Source organism: Amycolatopsis sp. NPDC104819 (assembly GCF_055583145.1).
Genome location: NZ_JBVJON010000010.1, coordinates 203,497 through 221,698, shown reverse-complemented (window position 1 = coordinate 221,698; position 18,202 = coordinate 203,497). Strand labels below are relative to the sequence as shown.

18 protein-coding genes are annotated in these 18,202 nt (G+C 72.2%); 10 read left to right on the top strand and 8 right to left on the bottom strand.

All coding sequences use genetic code 11. From position 1 onward, the window contains the following. Positions 1-14: 14 nt before the first annotated feature. A complete protein-coding gene (locus ACZ63E_RS31055; protein ID WP_465339696.1) occupies positions 15-374 on the bottom strand; it encodes a nuclear transport factor 2 family protein in 360 nt (119 codons plus the stop codon). A gap of 172 nt (positions 375-546) precedes the next feature. Between ACZ63E_RS31055 and ACZ63E_RS31050 the strand changes: the two genes are divergently transcribed. Both ACZ63E_RS31050 and ACZ63E_RS31045 read left to right on the top strand, forming a co-directional pair. After that, positions 547-1,356: a helix-turn-helix domain-containing protein gene (locus ACZ63E_RS31050; protein ID WP_465339695.1), complete on the top strand. Its 810-nt coding sequence runs from the start codon at positions 547-549 to the stop codon at positions 1,354-1,356. A gap of 52 nt (positions 1,357-1,408) precedes the next feature. Continuing rightward, positions 1,409-2,185, top strand: coding sequence for an aldo/keto reductase (locus tag ACZ63E_RS31045; RefSeq protein ID WP_465339693.1), 777 nt, complete (start codon positions 1,409-1,411; stop codon positions 2,183-2,185). On the opposite strand, the gene ACZ63E_RS31040 is transcribed toward ACZ63E_RS31045, so the two are convergent. The 6 genes from ACZ63E_RS31040 to ACZ63E_RS31015 form a co-directional block, all read right to left on the bottom strand. Continuing rightward, positions 2,182-3,654: a hypothetical protein gene (locus ACZ63E_RS31040; protein ID WP_465339692.1), complete on the bottom strand. Its 1,473-nt coding sequence runs from the start codon at positions 3,652-3,654 to the stop codon at positions 2,182-2,184. The two genes, ACZ63E_RS31045 and ACZ63E_RS31040, sit on opposite strands and share 4 nt — an antisense overlap. 565 nt (positions 3,655-4,219) lie before the next feature. Beyond that, positions 4,220-5,101, bottom strand: coding sequence for a 3-methyladenine DNA glycosylase (locus ACZ63E_RS31035; RefSeq protein WP_465339691.1), 882 nt, complete (start codon positions 5,099-5,101; stop codon positions 4,220-4,222). Further along, the gene (locus ACZ63E_RS31030; protein ID WP_465305250.1) at positions 5,098-6,141 is read right to left on the bottom strand and encodes a hemolysin family protein; all 1,044 of its coding nucleotides are present in this window, start codon (positions 6,139-6,141) and stop codon (positions 5,098-5,100) included. Before ACZ63E_RS31030 ends, ACZ63E_RS31035 begins: the two co-directional genes overlap by 4 nt. Further along, a complete protein-coding gene (locus tag ACZ63E_RS31025) occupies positions 6,138-7,475 on the bottom strand; it encodes a hemolysin family protein (protein WP_465339690.1) in 1,338 nt (445 codons plus the stop codon). The genes ACZ63E_RS31030 and ACZ63E_RS31025 overlap by 4 nt, the downstream gene beginning before the upstream one ends. A 214-nt stretch (positions 7,476-7,689) precedes the next feature. Beyond that, positions 7,690-8,256 (bottom strand): TIGR03086 family metal-binding protein, encoded by a 567-nt coding sequence (locus ACZ63E_RS31020; protein ID WP_465339689.1) that lies wholly within the window; start codon positions 8,254-8,256, stop codon positions 7,690-7,692. 22 nt (positions 8,257-8,278) lie between these two features. Continuing rightward, complete coding sequence (locus ACZ63E_RS31015) at positions 8,279-8,860, bottom strand: TetR/AcrR family transcriptional regulator (RefSeq protein WP_465339688.1); 582 nt, start codon at positions 8,858-8,860, stop codon at positions 8,279-8,281. Positions 8,861-9,045: 185 nt separating this feature from the next. On the opposite strand from ACZ63E_RS31015, the gene ACZ63E_RS31010 reads away from it, so the two are divergent. The 5 genes from ACZ63E_RS31010 to pip are packed head-to-tail and all read left to right on the top strand — an operon-like array spanning position 9,046 to position 13,185. Beyond that, positions 9,046-9,441, top strand: a complete 396-nt coding sequence (locus ACZ63E_RS31010) for a hypothetical protein (RefSeq protein WP_465339686.1) — start codon at positions 9,046-9,048, stop codon at positions 9,439-9,441. A 47-nt stretch (positions 9,442-9,488) separates the two neighbouring features. Next, positions 9,489-10,091, top strand: a complete 603-nt coding sequence (locus ACZ63E_RS31005) for a DUF3558 domain-containing protein (RefSeq protein ID WP_465339685.1) — start codon at positions 9,489-9,491, stop codon at positions 10,089-10,091. 3 nt (positions 10,092-10,094) lie between these two features. Then, complete coding sequence (locus ACZ63E_RS31000) at positions 10,095-11,429, top strand: WXG100 family type VII secretion target (RefSeq protein WP_465339684.1); 1,335 nt, start codon at positions 10,095-10,097, stop codon at positions 11,427-11,429. A 34-nt stretch (positions 11,430-11,463) separates the two neighbouring features. Continuing rightward, positions 11,464-12,192 carry an ESX secretion-associated protein EspG gene (locus ACZ63E_RS30995; protein ID WP_465339829.1) on the top strand — a complete coding sequence of 243 codons (729 nt, stop codon included), beginning with the start codon at positions 11,464-11,466 and terminating at the stop codon, positions 12,190-12,192. A 51-nt stretch (positions 12,193-12,243) separates the two neighbouring features. Next, positions 12,244-13,185 (top strand): prolyl aminopeptidase, encoded by a 942-nt coding sequence (gene pip / locus ACZ63E_RS30990; RefSeq protein ID WP_465339682.1) that lies wholly within the window; start codon positions 12,244-12,246, stop codon positions 13,183-13,185. Between the two features lie 35 nt (positions 13,186-13,220). On the opposite strand, the gene ACZ63E_RS30985 is transcribed toward pip, so the two are convergent. Beyond that, complete coding sequence (locus ACZ63E_RS30985) at positions 13,221-14,420, bottom strand: Glu/Leu/Phe/Val dehydrogenase dimerization domain-containing protein (protein ID WP_465339680.1); 1,200 nt, start codon at positions 14,418-14,420, stop codon at positions 13,221-13,223. Between the two features lie 120 nt (positions 14,421-14,540). Between ACZ63E_RS30985 and ACZ63E_RS30980 the strand changes: the two genes are divergently transcribed. The 3 genes from ACZ63E_RS30980 (at position 14,541) to egtB (ending at position 18,197) form a co-directional block, all read left to right on the top strand. Next, positions 14,541-15,467, top strand: coding sequence for a LysR family transcriptional regulator (locus tag ACZ63E_RS30980; RefSeq protein ID WP_465305232.1), 927 nt, complete (start codon positions 14,541-14,543; stop codon positions 15,465-15,467). Positions 15,468-15,588: 121 nt separating this feature from the next. After that, on the top strand, positions 15,589-16,857 hold the full coding sequence (locus tag ACZ63E_RS30975; RefSeq protein ID WP_465339679.1) for a glutamate-cysteine ligase family protein: 1,269 nt from the start codon (positions 15,589-15,591) through the stop codon (positions 16,855-16,857). Next, entirely contained in the window at positions 16,854-18,197 is a 1,344-nt protein-coding gene (egtB, locus tag ACZ63E_RS30970) for an ergothioneine biosynthesis protein EgtB (protein ID WP_465339678.1), read from the top strand. The genes ACZ63E_RS30975 and egtB overlap by 4 nt, the downstream gene beginning before the upstream one ends. The last annotated feature ends 5 nt before the right edge of the window (positions 18,198-18,202 follow it).

Here is an 18,202-nt window from a genome sequence, read left to right as displayed (position 1 = left end):
CGCACGCCGTTCTTTCAGCCCGGCAGCTTGTCGAGGAAGCCGTGCACCTTCGTGATCCGGCCGTCCTCGAGCTCGACGACGTCGAACCCGATGGCGACCGGCTCGGCGCCCGGCGTGCCGAGGTGCCAGTGGAACCGCGCGAGGTCGTGGTGGGCGTCCGGGTCGGCGGGCAGGCTGAAGGTGAGCCCGGCGAACTGCTGCTGCGCGCCGGCGACGAACTGGTCGATGCCGTCGTGCCCGGTGACGGCCCCGAGCGGGTCGGTGTACCCGGCGCCCTCGGTGAAGAGGCCGGCGATGAGTTCCCGGCGCTTGGCGTCGTCGGTCTCGTTCCACACGGCGATGTACTGCTCCACGACGGTGCGGACGTCGGTCATGGGGTGCTCCTTCGGTTGGGGGACAACGGCTTCTGTCGTCCCGGTGCTGAGCACGACTGTGGCGCGGCCGCGGCCGCCCGTCGATTACGCGGGAGGTAATGCGCGCGGGCCGCCGCGGGCATTACCCCGGAAGTAATGGCAGCGGCCCGGTGATCGCCGTAGCGTCGCCCGGGTGACGACTACGGTGCAGGCGGCCGCGCGGCAGCGGCCGGTCGGGGAGCTGCTGCGGGAATGGCGCGACCGCCGGCGGATCAGCCAGCTCGACCTCTCGATCTCGGCGGACATCTCCACCCGCCACCTCAGCTTCGTGGAAACCGGTCGCTCCCAGCCGAGCCGGGACATGGTGCTGCGGCTCGGCGAGCACCTCGACGTGCCGCTGCGGGAGCGCAACCGGCTGCTGCTGGCCGCCGGGTACGCGCCGGCCTACACCGAGAACGCCTTGGGGGACCCCGAGATGAGCTCAGTCCGGCAAGCCGTGCGGCTGCTGCTCGCCGGCCACGAGCCGTACCCGGCCGCCGTCGTCGACCGGAACTGGAACCTGGTCGACGCGAACGCCGCCACCGGCCTGTTCGTCGCCGGGATCCCGCCCGAGCTGACCACCAACGTGCTGCGCGCGACCCTGCACCCGGACGGCATGGCCCCGCACGTGGTGAACCTGGGGGAGTGGCGGGCCCACCTCCTCGGCCGGCTGCGGCGCCAGGTGGACCAGACCGCCGACCCCGGGCTCGCCGACCTCTTGGAGGAGCTGCGCGGCTACCCGTGCGACCAGCCGGTGCCCGAGGTAGAGGTCCCTGGACCGGGTGACATCTTCGTGCCGCTGAAGTTCCGTCACGAGGGCGTCGACCTGACGTTCTTCAGCACGGTGTCCACCTTCGGCACCCCGCTGGACATCACCGTCGCGGAGCTGGTGATCGAGTCGTTCTTCCCGGCCGACCCGGCGACGGCCGGTTATCTGCGCGAGCGGGCCGCCCGGGTGGAATGATGGGGTTCCGGAAGCCCCGCGCAGCAGCACCCGAAGTGAGGTTCAGCGGTAGATGGCCGTTCCTTCGCTCGCCCTGTCCGACGGAGTCCGCATCCCGCAGCTGCTGTTCGGCGTCGCGGGGCTGACGCCGGCCGAAACCGGCCGGGCCGTCCGCATCGCCCTCGACACCGGCTACCGCGGCATCGACACCTCACCCGAGACCGCGCCGGCGGTGGGCACGGCCCTCGCCGCGGCCGACGTGCCGCGCGAGGAGCTCTTCCTCAGCGTCAAGGTGCCCGCCCGGGGTTACGACACCGCGCGCCGAGCCGCCGACGAGGCGCTGGCCGCGCTCCAGGTCGACCAGGCCGACCTGTGCCTGCTGGACGGCACGCAGGGCTCGTTCACCGACACGTGGCGCGCGTTGAGCCGGCTGCGCGCCGACGGCCGCGTCCGCGCGGTGGGTGTGGCCGGCTTCGGCGTCTCCGAGCTGCGCCGGCTGGCCGACGCCACCGGCGCGGTCCCCGCGGTCAACGTCGTCGAGCTGCACCCGTGGCTGCAACAGCTGCCGTTGCGCGAGTTCCACGCCGAGCGCGGCATCGTGACGGCCGCGTCGAGCCCGGCCGCGAACGGCGCATTGCTGGCGGACGAGACGGTCACCGCGCTCGCGGCGAAGTACGGCAAGACACCGGCCCAGATCGTGCTCCGCTGGCACCTGCAGGACGGCACGGTCGCGGTGGCGGCGTCGGCCACCACGACCCGCATCCGCGAGAACTTCGGGATCTTCGACTTCGAGCTGGCCGACGACGACCTCGCCGTGGTGGCCGAGCTCGACAACGGGACTCGCGTCTAGGCCGACTTGATGCCCGCGGCGGCGAAGTCCGCCTGCTGGGCGGGCTGCTCGAGGAACTCGCGGAACGTCTGGGCGGCGCGCAGCACGGTGTCGTCGATGCCGGTGCCCGAGAGCCCGATGAACGGGTAGTCCGCCGAGCGGGCGTTCGCCACCGACTGGGCGGGCGAGCCGATCATTTCGGGCTTCTTGGTGGTCAGCTCGCTGACCCAGTACGACGACTCGGGCAGCCAGGCCGCCGGGAGACCGCCGATGGCGTCGAGGTTGGACCGGCCGACCAGCGCGTCGAGCACCTGCGACGAGGGCTTGGCTTCGATCATCACGTGCACGCACTGGCCGTGCACCACGGTGGCGGCGGCGTTCCACCGATCGGCCGCGGCGGTGAGCGGCTTCTGCGCGCTCGGGGTGACGATGATCCGCATGTGCGAGGTGCCGGTGGAGCAGCTGGCGGCTTGAGCCTCGGCGCGGCTGTTGAGCTCGCTGTCGGCCCAGTTCCACCCGACCACCCCGAGCCCGATCAGGGCGGCGAGCACCAGGCAGGCGATCGGCCACCCGGCGATCCGGCGGCGCGGGGCCTTCTTGCCGACGATCCGGTGCGAGCCGGTCGCCTCGCCCTTGCCGAGGGTGCGGTGGGATCCGGTGGATTCGCTGGCGCCCGCGGTGCGGTGGGAGCCAGTGGACTCGCTCGCGGCGGCGACGCGCTGGGATCCGGTGGATTCGCTGGCGCCCGCGGTGCGGTGGGAGCCGGTCGACTCGCTTGCGCCGGCGGTCCGGTGCGGACCGGTGGTCTCGCCGCGGCCGCGGCTCCGGCGCGAGCCGGTGCCGTCTTCGCCGTTCGCCGCCCGGCGGGCGGCACGCGCGCTTTCGCGGCGGCCGGTGGTCCGGGGCGTGTCGTCGCCGGCGGAGGTCCGGCGGGTCCGGGTGCCCTCGCCGCGGGAAGCGGTGTCTTCGCGGCTCGGGTCTTCGCCGCGGGCGACGGTGCGGAAGGAACCGGACTGGTCGCTGCGCGCGGTGATCGGGTAGTTGCCGGAGGCCTCACCGTGTCGGGTGATGACCTCGGTCCGCTCGGCGGCGGTCTCGTTCTGGACTGCGCCGCGGGGAGCTTCACCGCGACGGGCCGGGTAGGCGCCGTCGCGGCGAGCCGTGACCGGGTAGGAGCCGGAGTTTTCACCGCGACGGGCGGCCGGGTAGCTCCCGGAGGCCTCGCCCCGGCCGGTGGGGTGGGCGCCGGTGGCCTCGCCGCGACCGGCGACGGGGTACGAGCCGGAGCTTTCGCCCCGGCGGACGGCCGGGTACGCGCCGGAGGCTTCCCCGCGAGGGGTGGGGTGGGATCCGGTGCCCGCGGCCGGGTAGCTGCCGGAGGCTTCGCCGCGGCTGGTGGGATGGGACCCGGTGCCTGCGGCGGGGCGGCTGCCGGAGGCTTCGCCGCGGCCGGTAAGCGGGGCATCGGCGGCGGCACCGCGGCTCGCCACGGGGTAGCCGCCAGAGGCTTCGCTGCGACCGGCGGGGTGGGAACCAGTGCTCACAGCCGGGTAGCCGCCGGAAGCTTCGCCGCGGCTGGTGGGATGGGCGTCGGCGGCGGCACCGCGACCTGCCTCGGGGTAGGAGCCGGAAGTTTCACCAGAACGGGTGACGGGGTACGAGCCCGAAGCTTCACCAGAACGGGTGACGGGATAGGAACCAGAAGCCTCGCCTCGACCGGGAGCCCGGGAGGCGCCGCGGCCCGCGATGCCGAACGCTTCGGAGATGGAGCTGCGCTTGGGAGTCCGAGAGGCGCCGGAGGCCTCGCCACGACGAGCGGCCGGGTACGAACCCGAGGCTTCGCCGGGGCCCGGGCGACCCGGGGCGGCCGGCCGGCCCTCGCGCGGCGTGCGGTCCTGAGGGTGCGGCACCGGCTCCTCGTCCCGTGCGTGTCGCCCCATCGTCATCCTTTCGGGGTGAGCGCATGCCAAGCACGCGCTGCGATGCAATCAAACCGTTATCACCCTAACAGGTGAGTATCGGAGAGAGAATAATCTGACTCACAGTTGCCCGCGCTCAGGGTGCTGCGCTGACCAGGCGATGGCAAAGCGCAATCAGGCGATGACGCACCGGCGCGGCCCGGCGGGCGAAACCGCCCTGGGCGCGGGCGTATTCGGCTCTTCCCGCGGCGGTTTCGATCCGGACCGGCGGATATCCGAGCCCGGCCAGGTCGTACGGGCTGGCCTGCATGTCGAGCGTCCGGATCTCGACCGCCAGCTCGAAACAGTCCGCCACGAGCTCCGCGGGCACGAACGGGTCGAGCTTGTACGCCCATTTGAACAGGTCCATGTTCGCGTGCAGGCACCCCGGCTGCTCGAGTGCGACCTGCGTCTCCCTCGTGGGCGTCAGCTCGTTGCGGGGCCGCGCCGGTCCGGTGAAGAAGCGGAACGCGTCGAAGTGCCCGCACCGGATGTCGAGCGACTCCACCACCGCGTCGGTGCCCGCCGAGCCGAGCCGCAGCGGGACCTGGTCGTGGCGCACCGAATCCGCCGGCTCGCGGTAGACCATGGCCCACTCGTGCAGGCCGAAGCAGTTCAGCCGCGGGGAGCGCGACGCCGTCGCCGTCAGCAAGCCCAGGACGAACTCCGCCGTCCGCTTCTTTCCTTCAGGAACTCCCGACGGATCCAGCCGGACGCCGTCGGGCGTCGAGACGTACCCCTTGCGGTCCAGGAAGCGTCCCGCTGCGGGCCCGGCGAGCGCGACGCCGGGCCCGGGCTGCCACCGCTGCAGATGCGACGGCCGGTACGAGTAGTAGGTGAACAGGAAGTCCAGCACCGGGTGTTTCTCGCCGCGCGACCGGCGCTCCTGGTGCGGGACCGTCCACTTCCGCATCCGCTCGGCGTGCGCCGCCTCCCGGGCCAGCCAGTCCGGTTCGGCGAGCACTTCGACGGCGGTCATGCGCCGACGTGGGTTCCGTCGCGCACCGTGCCCACGTACTCCTCGACGAGGTCCTCGAGGGCGACGACGCCGACGGCGTTCCCGCCCGTGTCGAGCGCCCGCGCCAGGTGGCTGCCTTCCTTGCGCATGGCCGAAAGCGCGACGTCGAGCCGCGCGTCGGCCCGCAGCTCGGTGAGCGCGCGGGTCTTCGCGGCGGGCACGATCGTCGCGGGGTCGTGGCCGGCCAGGTCGAGGACGTCCTTCACGTGGATGTAGCCGGTCAGCCGGCCGTCGTCGGTGCAGACCGGGAAGCGTGAGAAGCCGGTCGAGGACACCGCCCGCTCGACGTCGCCGACCGTCGGCCCGCACGGCAGCGTGGTCAGCTCGGCCGTCGGCACCAGCACGTCGGCCACCGTCTTCTGCACCGACGACAGCGTCTGCGTGAGCCGCCGGTGCTCGGACTGGTCGATCAGGCCCTCCCGGCGCGACTCGCTGAGCAGCTCGGCCAGCTCGTCGGAGGTGTAGGCCGTCTCCAGCTCGTCCTTCGGCTCGACCTTCACCGCGCGCAGCAGCGAGTTGGCGACGAAGTTGAGCAGCCAGATGAACGGGTTGGCGAGCTTGACCCACCCGACGTGCACCGGCACCAGCCACAGCGCCAGCTTCTCCGGCTCGGCGATGGCGAGGTTCTTCGGCACCATCTCGCCGATCAGGACGTGCAGCACGGTGATGAACGCCAGCGCGATGGCGAACGAAACGGCGTGCAGCAGTGTCTCGGGCAGGCCCAGCAGGTCGAAGAACGCCGACAGCCGGTGGGCGATCGCGGGTTCGCCGAGGCGGCCGAGCAGCAGCGAGCAGATGGTGATGCCCAGCTGCGCGCCGGCCAGCATCAGCGACACGTGCTTGCTCGCGTTGATCACGATCTTCGCGCGGGTCTTGCCCTGCTCCAGCAACGCTTCGAGCCTGTCCCGCCGCGAAGAGATCAGGGTGAACTCCGCGCCGACGAAGAAGGCGTTGGCGAGCAGCAGGACCACGACGAGGGCGATGTTCAGCCAGTCGCTCACGAGGCCACCTCGGCTTCCACCGGCGCCCGGACCGGGGCCACCTCGACCTCGGCGATCCGGCGCTTGTCCATCGTGGTCACCGTGAGCCGCCAGCCGTCGACCTCGGTGGCGTCCCCCTCGGCGGGGATCTTGCCCAGCCGTTCGAGGATCAGCCCGGCGATGGTCTCGTAGTCGCCGTCGGGCATCCGGAACCCGGTGACGTCGGTGATCTCGTCGGCGCGCAGCTGGCCCGACACCAGCCAGCTGTCGGTGCCGACCTGCTGCGAAGCGGGCGCTTCGCGGTCGTCGTGCTCGTCGCGGACGTCGCCGATGATCTCCTCGACGACGTCCTCCAGCGTCACGAGCCCGGCCGTGCCGCCGTACTCGTCGACGACGATCGCGAGCTGGAAGCGCGAGTCGCGCAGGCGGTCGAGCAGGTCGTCGCCGGGCAGCGACTCGGGCACGGTCGGCACCGGCCGCATCACCGAGCCGATCGGCACGGCGGCGCGCTCGGCGGCGGGCACGGCGAAGGCCTGCTTGACGTGCACGGCGCCGCGGACGTCGTCGAGGTCCTCGGCGTGCACCGGGAACCGCGAGAACCCGGTGCGGCGCGAGATGTCGATGAGGTCCTCGATCGTGTCGCCCACGGCGAGCGACTCGAGCTGCACCCGCGGGGTCATCAGCTCCTCCGCGGTGCGCTCGCCGAACCGCAGCGAGCGGTCCAGCAGCTCCGCGGTGGACGTGTCGAGCGTGCCGCTCTCGGCGCTGGAGCGCACGATCGAGCCCAGCTCCTGCGGCGAGCGCGCGGACCGCAGCTCCTCCTGCGGCTCGACGCCGAACTTCCGGACGAGGAAGTTCGCGCTGTTGTTCATGATCGTGATGAGCCAGCGGAACAGCGCGGAGAACCGCGAGTGGTAGCCGGCGACCGCGCGCGCCGTCGGCAGCGGCCGGGCGATCGCGAGGTTCTTCGGCACCATCTCGCCGAGGATCATCGACAGCGAGGTGGCGATGACCAGGGCGAGCACGATCGAAGCGCCCTCGGCGAACCCTTCGGGGAGCCCGACGCCGGTGAGCAGCGGCCGGACGAGCTCGCCGATCAGCGGCTCGGCCAGGTACCCGGTGATCAGCGTGGTCAGGGTGATGGCGACCTGGGCGCCGGAGAGCTGGAAGGACAGCGTCCGGTGGGCCTTCTGGACGGTCAGGGCCCGGCGGTCGCCGACTTGGCGGACGTTCGCGTCGACGGTGCTGCGCTCGAGCGCGGTCAGGGAGAACTCGGCCGCGACGGCGAGCCCGGTGCCGACCGTCAGCAGCACGAAGAGGAGGACGCCGAGCACGGCGAAGAGGATCTGGGTCATTCCGCACCCGCCCTGGCGGCGGGGGATGAACCTATCGGACAGCCGGGTCGGTCACCCGGCTGGGTACTGTCACCAGGTGACGGCGCTGCGCGCACGAAACGGTCACTCCTAGTAGTGAATGGGCGTGTACTGCGAAGATGTCGCAATCTTAACGTGTTCTTGGCGCTTGTCGCGGCAGTTCCGGTGTGTCGGCGCGCTCACCTGACCCGGTGGCTCAGCGCGGTTCGCGTCCGAGCAGGGCGACGAGCCGGGCGGCCGCCCCCGCCCCGCGGTGCACCGCGACCGGCGGGTCGAACAGGCCGAGGCCCTGCCAGTCGTCCACCCACGGCCGGACGACGTCGAGCAGCCGTTCGGCCAGCGGCTCGGCGACCGGTCCGGGCCGGCCGAGCGCGGTGGTGAGGTCCCAGGCGTGCACGGCGGCGTCGACCGTCATCTGCCAGCCGTACTCCCGGGCGGGGACCAGTCCGTGGGAGAGGTGCACGGCGCGTTCGAGCACCCCGTCGTCGAGGAAGGCCTCCCGGGCAGCCTCGGCGGCCGCGTCCCAGGCGGCGACCGGGTCTTCGCCGAGGACGTCACCGTCGAAGCGGTCACCGACGTCGTCGAGGGTGGCGCCGGCGAGCACCGAAGGCGCCCACAACTGCTCGGCGACGACGTGGTTCACCAGGGCGCGGACGGTCCATTCGGTACAGGGCGTCCCGCGGTCCCAGTCCGTGGCCGCGGCGCTGTGCACGGCGTCGCCGAAGGCGCGCAACGCCTGGCCGTGCGCCTCGAGAAGATCCACGCGGCCATTGGACCACGCCGGATCAGACCGTGCCGGGCCGGTGCCGCCGCACGGTTTCCTCGACGAGGTCGAGCACCGGCCCGAGCCCGGCGGCGGGCAGCCCCATGGCCAGGTGCGAGACGAGTCCTTCGAGGACGAGTTCGAGGAAGGCGGTGAGCACGTCGACGTCGACGTCGTCGCGCAGCTTCCCGGCCTCCCGCTGCCGCAGCAGGCGCAGCCGGGTGGCGGTGGTCAGCTGCTCGGACCGCTCGGCCCAGCGGCCGCGGAACTCGGGGTCGGTGCGCAGCCGCCGGGAGACCTCGAGGCGGGTGCCCAGCCAGTCGGCCGGGTGGTCGCCGCCGGCCAGCAGGTCCCGCATCACCTGAACGAGGCCCTGCTCGGCGACGACGTCGGCCATCCGGACGGCGTCGTCCTCCGCGAGGGCGAGGAAGAGCGACTCCTTGTCGCGGAAGTGGTGGAAGATGGCCCCGCGGGACAGGCCGGTGGCTTCCTCCAGGCGCCGGACTGTGGCACCTTCGTAGCCGTAGCGGGCGAAGCACACGCGCGAGCCGTCGAGGATCTGGCGCCGTCGTGCGTCGAGGTGATCCTGGCTTACGCGTGGCATCCTGAAATCCTGGCACCGCGGACCGGCTTCTCGCAATCCGTACGTACGTACTGTGACCCGGAGTGCCGGGAACCGGACCCCGGCCCCCATCGTCGGAACGTTGCGGCGATTCGCTGACACGGCTTGAGACAGTTGGCTAGTCTCTGCATCATCACGGTGGGTGAACTGAGGGGCAGGTGCGGGACGTGATCATCGGCGAAGCCGGGCAGGCGGCGCAGGCGCTCTGGGGTGACGCCTTGACCGGCCTGGGCCGCGTGTACGGCGGCGGGGGCAAGGGCGGCCAGTTCAAGATGGACCCCGACGAGCTCAACGCGGTGATCGGCCAGTGGGAAGACGTCCTGGACAAGATCACCGACGACGGCACCAAGATCCGGCGCCTCGTTGTCGACAGCGGAGCGCCTCCGGGGCAGGACCCGGTCAGCGGAAGCTATGCCTCGACCAGCTCGGACTCGGTCATGGCGCTACTCAACCAGAACATGTCCATGCAGAAGTACGCGCAGGACTACATCACGAAGCTGCGGGCTGCGCAGTCGAAGACCGTGGTCACCGACCAGGACCTGTCCGACACTTTCAAGGCATAGGCGAGCAGAACTTGTTCCGAAGCAAACTGGGTGTCCTGGCGGTTCTCGTGACCGTTTCGGTGGGACTCGCGACCGGATGCACGACCACGACCGGAGGCACGGCCTCCCCGTCGACGGCGGGACCGTCGGCGTCGGACGCTCAGCCGGCGGACCCGGACGTGCCGAAGGTCGCTGTCCCGCTGGACGCGGGCAAGTACGTCGCCGACACCTGCGCGATCGTGCCGCAGGACGTCCTCACACCACTGAAGTACACCGACCCGGGTGTGTACCAGGCGAAGGGCGACACGGCGTTCACGGAGGCGGGACCGTCCTGCGCCTGGAAACGACGCGGCGAGGGCATCGGCGTGTCCGTGACGCTCGCGACGGGCAACCGTGACCGGGGAGCCGGTGGCCTGGCCGGGCTTTACAACGGCTACAAGAACAAGACCTACATCCGGTTCCTCGAGCGCGCTCCAGACGTCGACGGTTACCCGGCCATCTACTACGGCATCAAGGACGAACGCCCGATGGGGGGCTGCGGTCTCGGTGTCGGCATCGCCGACGATCTCACGTTCGACGTGTACGCCCAGGGCTACCAGGGGCAGGACGACTCCTGCGGAGCGGCGAACCAGGTTGCCGCGGGCATCATCAAGACACTCAAGGGGGCTTGACGAGTGGACGGCAAGCAGATCTTCGACAACTTCACCCAGGGTGACACCAAAGGGCTCCAGCAGGTGGCGGACACTGTCCGGCAGCTGTCCGAGTCCTACATGGAGCACGGCGCGAGCATCAAGGCGCTGCAGGCACGCATGGTGAACTCCTGGAGCGGCGACGCGGCGGACGCGGCGAACGCGGGCGCCGGCCCTATGGAGATGGCGTTCCGGGACAGTGCGGCGCCCCTGGACGCGACCACCGACTCGGTCAAGACCCAGGCCGCGGTGTTCGAGGATTCGAGCAAGACCGTCGTCCAGGTGCCGCCGAAGCCGGACAAGCCCAGTCCCTGGAGCATCGGCCTCAAGGCCGCGGTCCCGATCGCCGGGCCCTTCATGGCTCAGAACGACCTGGACAACTACCAGGAGGGCATGGCGAAGTACAACGCGGCGAACGAGACCAACGTCCGCGTGATGGACCAGTACAGCAGCGCGACCGACAGCACCCGGTCGGCGCTCCCCACCGACTACGGCGTGCTGGAGTCCGACGGCGCGGCGATCTCCGTCAACCGAGGTGGTGGCCCGCCGCCGATCAGGCCGCTCATCATCAACGAGCACGAGCTCAAGCCGAACCCGCCCGGTGGCGACGACGACCACACCTCGACCACGAGCGTCGACACCACCCACACCGGCAACCCCGACAAACCCGGCAGCACCGACCGGCCCACGGACCCGAACCGGCCGACGGACCCGAACCGGCCCACCGACCCGAACCGGCCCACGGACCCGAACCGGCCGGTCGTCGTCCCGCGGTCCGAGGACGAGACGCGCCCGACCAGCACCACCCGGCCGACCACGACGCGGCCGTTTCCGCCGAGCACCGACCGGCCGGGGAAGACGCCCGACGGGATCGACTTCTACCCGACCAACACCGGCGGTGGGGGCGGCGGCAACAACTACTCGAACACCTTCGGCAACGACCCGTACTCGAGCACCGGCGGCCGCGGGCCGAGCAGTGGCTCGGCGGGCGGGCGGCTGCTCGACTCCAACGGCCGCCCGATCGGGGGCGGCGGCAGCGGCGGGACCGGCAGCGGCGCCGGCGCCGCGGGGGAGCGCGGGCTGGGCAGCGGGCGCGGGTCCGGCATGGGCAGCCTCGGCAACGCCGCCGCCGCGGAGGCCGCCGCCGCGCGGTCGGCCGGGGGGCGCTCCGGGCAGCTGGGACCCATGGGTGCCGGCGGCCGCCGGGGCGAGGGTGAGGAAGATGATGAACACCAGCGGCCGGACTTCCTGATCGAGGCGGACCCGGACGCGATCTTCGGCACCGACCAGCGGACCAGCCCGCCGGTCATCGGCGAGTAGAGCGAGTAAGCGGGTGGACGTGGTCACAGGCCGGGTGGACGTTCCGGTCGAGGCGCTGGCCGCACTGGCCGAGCGCGAACAGGTCGGGCAGCTGCACATCACCCTGCGTCCGGAGCCGTTGTGGCTTTCGGACGCGGAGCGCGACGAAGCGGACAAGCGGGTCGAGGCCGCGTTGGCGGAGGCGGGCCTGGTCGACGCGCGCGGCCGCGCCACCGTCGACTTCCTCGACTGGCTGCCGCTGCTGGTGAACCCGGCGCGGGAGTTCTACGGCTGGGTCGGCGCGGACGGGCAGACCTACGGCGTGCTGGCGGCGGCGAAGGGGCTGCAGGCGATCCTGGCGGTCTCCGACGGCACGCACGTCGGCGTGCAGGAGATCGACCGGAACCGGCTCGCCGAGTCCCTCGTCGAGCAGCTGCCGCCGGTCGGCCCGGGCGGCGGTCACCAGCGCTCGGTCCGCGTGGCGGACCTGACCGAGGCCGCCCGCCTCGGGCAGGACGCCTACCCGCTGGCCCCGGCGATCGCCGACGTCATCAGCCTGGTCCAGCGGCCGGTGCAGGGCAGCGGGGAGCTCTACGTCGGCCGTCGTGACGACGTCGGGCGGCACACCTGCCTGCAGCAGCCCCTGCACTACGCCGACACGGACTGGGGCCGCTACCTCAGCTACACCTCCGGCACGGGCGAGGACGCGGTCATCCACATCGGACCGGCGGGCCCGCGTGAACTGGCCGACACGCTCATGGAGCTGGCCGGCGCCCTCGTTTGACCGCTAATGTGACAGCGCTGTTGTATTCCGTGGGGCAGGAAGGACGCGCTGATGCTGTACCCCGAGATCGAACCGTACGAGCACGGCCTGCTCGACGTCGGTGACGGGCACGAAATCTACTGGGAGACCTGCGGAAACCCGGACGGCAAGCCGGCGCTGGTCGTGCACGGCGGCCCGGGCTCGGGCTGTTCGGCGAACCTCCGCCGGTACTTCGACCCGGCGAAGTACCGGGTGGTGCTCGTCGACCAGCGCGGCTGCGGCCGCAGCCTCCCGCACGCCGGCGCGCCGGTCGCCGACCTCTCCGCGAACACGACCGACCACCTCGTCGCGGACTTCGAGCTGCTGCGCACCCGGCTGGACATCGAAAAGTGGCTGCTGTTCGGCGGTTCCTGGGGGTGCGTGCTGAGCCTGACCTACGCCCTGCGGCACACCGAACGGGTCAGCGAACTGGTCCTGATGGGCCTCGCCACCGACCGGTTCCTCGAAGTCGAGATGCTGATCCGCGGCCTCGGCGCGTACTTCCCGGAGGCGTTCGAGAAGTTCCGCCGGGGAGTGCCGGAGAGCGAGCGTGACGGCGACCTGTCCGCCGCCTACCACCGGCTGCTGATGGATCCCGACCCGGCGGTCCATCTCAAGGCGGCCGACGACTGGAGCGCCTGGGAGGACGCGATGCTCCCGGGCGTGCCCCCGCACAAGTCCTTCGAGGACCCGGCCTTCCGGCTCTGCTTCGCCCGGCTGGTCACGCACTACTTCAGCAACCGGGCCTTTCTGCCCGACGGCGAGATCCTGCGCGAGCTCGGCAAGCTCGCCGACATCCCGGCGGTGCTGGCGCAGGGCGTGCTCGACACGAGCAACATCGTCGGCACGCCCTGGCTGCTGCACCACGGCTGGCCGGCCAGCGAGCTGGTCCTGCTCGGCGACGTCGGCCACAGCACGCAGGACGCGTCGATGCAGGACGTCCTGGTCGGCGCGACCGACCGCTTCGCCCGCTGACGGTCGGAAGCCCCGGGCGGGGCTTCCGAGCCGGGTCAGGGAATGAGCAGCGCCGGCTCACCTTCCGGCGTCAGCGCCGCTTCGGCACGCTGGGCCCGGGTGGTCTCGGCCAGCCGCAGCCCGGTGACGCGCAGCGGCAGCCGGTCCATGTTCCACTCGGTCAGCAGCAGCGCCACCTTGGCCTGCATCTCGGTGCGCAGCCGCAGGAACGAGTCGGCCGGGTCGGCGCCGACCTCGCCCAGCAGCAGCCACCACGCCCAGGCGGCCGCGCCGGCGTTGGCGACGAAGTCGGGGACCACCGCGACTCCACGCGCGGAGAGCGCCGCTTCGGCTTCCGGGGTGGTCGCCGCGTTGGCCGCTTCGACGACGACCTTGGCCTTGACCAGGTTCTCGTTGTCCGGCCGCAGCGCGTAGGAGATCGCCGCCGGCACGAAGACGTCCGCGTCGATCCCGACGATCGTTTCGCGCGGCAGCACCCGGACCCCGGCCGGCAGCCGGGAGCGGTCGACCTCGCCGAAGCGGTCGCGCAGCTCCAGCAGCGCCGGGACGTCGAGGCCCACCGGGTCGTAGAGCGTGCCCGCCGCGTCGGCGACCGCGACCACCTTCATCCCGGCTTCGTGCAGGTACCAGGCCGCGCCGCCGCCCATGGTGCCGATGCCCTGGATCGCGACGGTCGTCTCCCGCCCGTCCCAGTCCCACGCCGCCGCGACGCCGAGGCACGCCTGCGCCACGCCGTAGCCGCCGACGACGTCACCGAGCAGCAGCCCGCCGGGGACCGGCGCGTTGAGGCCGGCCTGGACCCGGCGCAGAGTGCGCGCGGGATCGGCCGAACGGCGGATCGCCGCGTGGTACGACTGCTCGAGGCCGAGCTCCGCGAACACCTCGTCGATCAGGTGCTGGGGCACGCCGAGGTCCTCGGCGGTCACCCAGTGGGCGTCGAGCCACGGCCGCAGGAACGCGCAGAACCGCTTCAGGACGTCGAAGGCGCGCGGGTCCTTCGGGTCGAAGTCGATGCCGCCCTTGGCCCCGCCGACCGGCAGGTTGAACGTGGCGGTCTTGTTGGCCATGCCCCGGGCGAGGTCCTCGACCTCGCTCATCGTGCAGCCCGCCCGCATCCGGGTTCCGCCGGTGGCGACGCCGGAGACCAGGCTGTGCACGACCAGGTAGCCGTGCGCGCCGGTGACGGGATCGGTCCACGTGAGTCGCATCAGCGGCTCGGCGTTGCGGGGGGTCATCGGGGCCACTCACCTCCGGGGAAGTCGGGGCGGTCTCGCCGACCGCCTCCACGAGAGTGCGCCCCGGGTGGTCCTCGCGTCCATTTAACGCTGCTGCACGATCTCGTTTAGGTTTGGTGTATGGAGCTTTCGCTGCATCGCTTGCGGATGCTGCGCGAGCTGCACCGCCGGGGCACCGTCACGGCGGCCGCCGCGGCGCTGCACTACACCGCTTCGGCGGTGTCCCAGCAGCTCGCACAGCTCGAACGGGACGTGGGCGCCAAGCTGTTCGAACGGCTCGGGCGGCGCGTCCAGCTGACCGAGCTCGGCACCCTGCTGACCGAGCACGCCGAGGAGATCCTCGGTTCGGTGGAACGGGCGACCCTCGCTTTGGAGGAGGCGCAGGACGCCCGAACGGTCCGGTTGACGGCCGGGGTGTGGGCGTCGGTGGCCTCGGGACTGCTGCCGACGGCCCTCACGGCGCTCGCCGGCGAGCACCCCGGCATCGAGGTGCGGACCCGCGAACTGGCGCCCGAGGACACCGCCGAAGCGGTCCGGGACGGCACGCTCGACCTCTCGTTCGTGATCGACTATTCGGACGCCCCGACCGCCTGGGACGCCGGGCTGGAACGCGCGGTCGTGGCCGTCGAGCGGCTGCACGCGGCGGTCCCGCGGGGCGCGGTGCCGTCGGGGTCGGCGTCGCTGGACGAGCTCGCCGAGCACCCGTGGATCCTGGCCAGCCCGAAGTCGCACTTCGGCCGGGCGATGCGGACGGCCTGCAAGCGCCACGGCTTCGCCCCGAAGATCAACCACGAGGTCGAGGAGCAGTCGACGGCGATGGCGATGGTCGGGGCCGGCCTCGGTGTCACCCTCGTCTCCGACCTGGGCCTGCGGCTGCTGCGGCCGCCGGGGATCGACGTCGTCACGCTCACCACGCCGCTGCTGCGGACGGTGTCGATCGCCTACCGGCGCACCGCGTTCCGCCGGCCCGCGTTGCACCTGGTAATCGAGGCCGTCCGGGCGTCGGCGGCCGAGCTCGGTCTGGGCACCGAGTCCGCTTTGCCCTGATCCGGGAGTTCTTACGAAGTGGTGATCGGCTCCCGCTGCGCAGGACGAGCCCTGATTTTGTCGTACCCCGCGTGTAGCGTCCGAAGTCAAGAAGTTCCATCACACGGAACAAGGAACGGACATGACGGAAGCATCCACGGTGCACGACTTCCCCGAGAAGTCGGGGAGTGCGTCCAACCAGACCGCGCGGGTCCTCGCGGACCGCGCGGCCGGCGAGGCGTACGTCGCATCGGTGTGTTTCAAGCACGGACCACCGCGCCTGACCGGCGTCGAGCTGGAGTTCACCGTGCACCACGCCGATGACCCGGCAAGACCGCTCGATCCCGACCTCCTGGCCACGGCGCTGGGTCCGCACACCCCGCGGACACTCCGCCCCGACAGCCCCGCCACGCCCCTCCCGGCCGGCAACCCCGTGAGTCTCGAACCCGGGTGCCAGGTCGAAGTCTCCGCCCTTCCCCAGGCCACACTGCGTGAGCTCGACGCAGCCGTCTCGGCCGATCTCCGCCACTTGGGTGAACTCCTCGCCCGCCACGGGCTCCAGCTCGGTGAATCCGGCATCGACGCGCACCGCGCGCCGCGCCGGCTCCTGCGCACGCCGCGGTACGCGGCCATGGAACGCCGGTTCGCGCCGATCGGACCCGGCGGTCTCACGATGATGTGCAGCACCGCGGGCCTGCAGGTGTGCGTCGACGCGGGGGAGGCCGACCAGTACGCCTTCCGCTGGGCGGCCGCCCACGCGATGGGGCCGCCGCTGCTCGCCCTCTTCGCCAACTCCCGCGTCCACGCCGGGCGGGACACGGGGTTCGCCTCGGCCCGCTGGCTCGCGGTGCACGACACCGAGGCGGTCCGGACGAGGACGGCCCGCGTGGCGCGCGATCCGGCGGCGGAGTGGGCCGCGCGCCTGATGGACACCCCGCTGATGGTGCTGCCGCGCGGCAACCGGCCGTGGGACGCGCCGGACGGGCTGACCTTCGGCGACTGGATCGACGGCAGGGGCGCGGGCGCCCTGCTGCCGAAGCCGACGTCGGCGGACCTCGACTACCACCTCACGACGATGTTCACCCCGGTCCGCCCGCAGGGGTACCTGGAGATCCGGTACCTCGACGCGCAACCGCCGGGCGAGTGGCTGCCGCCGGTGGCCCTGGTCACGGCGCTGCTCGGCCGTCCGTCCACTGTGGACAAGGTCCTCGACCTGTGCGCGCCGGTGGCGGGCCGGTGGACCACGGCGGCCCGGGCCGGCCTCGCCGACCCGGGGCTCGCGGCCGCCGCGGCCGCGCTGGCCGACCTCGGCTGCGCCGAGCTGGCGGTCACCGGGTTGCCGGAACAGTCGATCACCGAGATCAGCGAGAGCGTGCAGGGGCGCGCGTACCGATCGGGGAGCAACGCATGAGCATCGAAGCCGACGCACTTTCCGAGCTGAGCGCGCAGGACCTGCGCGCCCGGGCCGCGGAGGCGCTGACGCGGGCGAGGGCCCGCAGCGTCGCGCTGACCGACGCGGTCGACGACGAGGACCTCGTCCGCCAGCACTCCAAGCTGATGTCGCCGCTGGTCTGGGACCTGGCGCACATCGGTGTCCAGGAGGAGCTGTGGCTGGTCCGCGACGTGGGCGGCCGGGAGCCGCTGCGTCCGGAGATCGACGACATCTACGACGCCTTCCAGCACGCCAGGGCCGACCGGCCCGAGCTGCCGCTGCTGGGCCCGGCGGAGGCGCGGGCCTACGTCAAGCAGGTCCGTGAAAAGGCATTCGACGTGCTGGAACACGCGCCGCTGGAGGGGCGGCGGCTGACCGAGCGGGCCTTCGCGTTCGGCATGATCACCCAGCACGAGCAGCAGCACGACGAGACCATGCTGGCCACCCACCAGCTGCGCACGGGCGAGCCGGTGCTGCACGCGCCGGAGCCACCGCCCGCGCGGTCGGGCTCGCTGCCGGCGGAGGTGCTGGTGCCGGGCGGGGTGTTCACGATGGGAACCTCGGCCGAGCCGTGGGCGCTGGACAACGAGCGGCCGGCCCACGAGACGGCCGTCGAGGCGTTCTGGATGGACACGGTGCCGGTCACGTGCGGGGCCTACGCCGAGTTCCTCGACAGCGGCGGCTACGACGACGAGCGGTGGTGGAGCCCGGCCGGCTGGGCCTACCTGCGCGAGAGCGGCGTCACCGCCCCGCGGTTCTGGCAGCGGGAGCAGGACGGCTGGTGGCGGACCCGGTTCGGCGTCTACGAGCGCGTCACGGCCGAGGAGCCGGTGGTGCACGTGTCGTTCCACGAGGCCGAGGCGTACGCCGCGTGGGCCGGCCGGCGGCTGCCGACCGAAGCGGAGTGGGAGAAGGCGGCGCGGTTCGACCCGGCGACCGGCCGTTCGCGGCGCTTCCCCTGGGGTGACGAGGAACCGGGCGCCGAGCACGCGAACCTGGGCCAGCGGCACCTGCGTCCCGCGCCCGCGGGCGCGTACCCGGCCGGCGCGTCGCCGACCGGCGTGCACCAGCTGATCGGCGACGTCTGGGAGTGGACGAGCTCGGACTTCCACGGCTACCCGGGCTTCGCGCCGTTCCCGTACCGGGAGTACTCGGAGGTGTTCTTCGGGCCGGAGTACAAGGTGTTGCGCGGCGGCTCGTTCGGCACCGACTCGGCGGCGGTCCGCGGCACGTTCCGCAACTGGGACTACCCGATCCGGCGGCAGATCTTCGCCGGCTTCCGCACGGCACGTGACGCGGCCCGGAGCGAGGTGGGCTAGGCGCC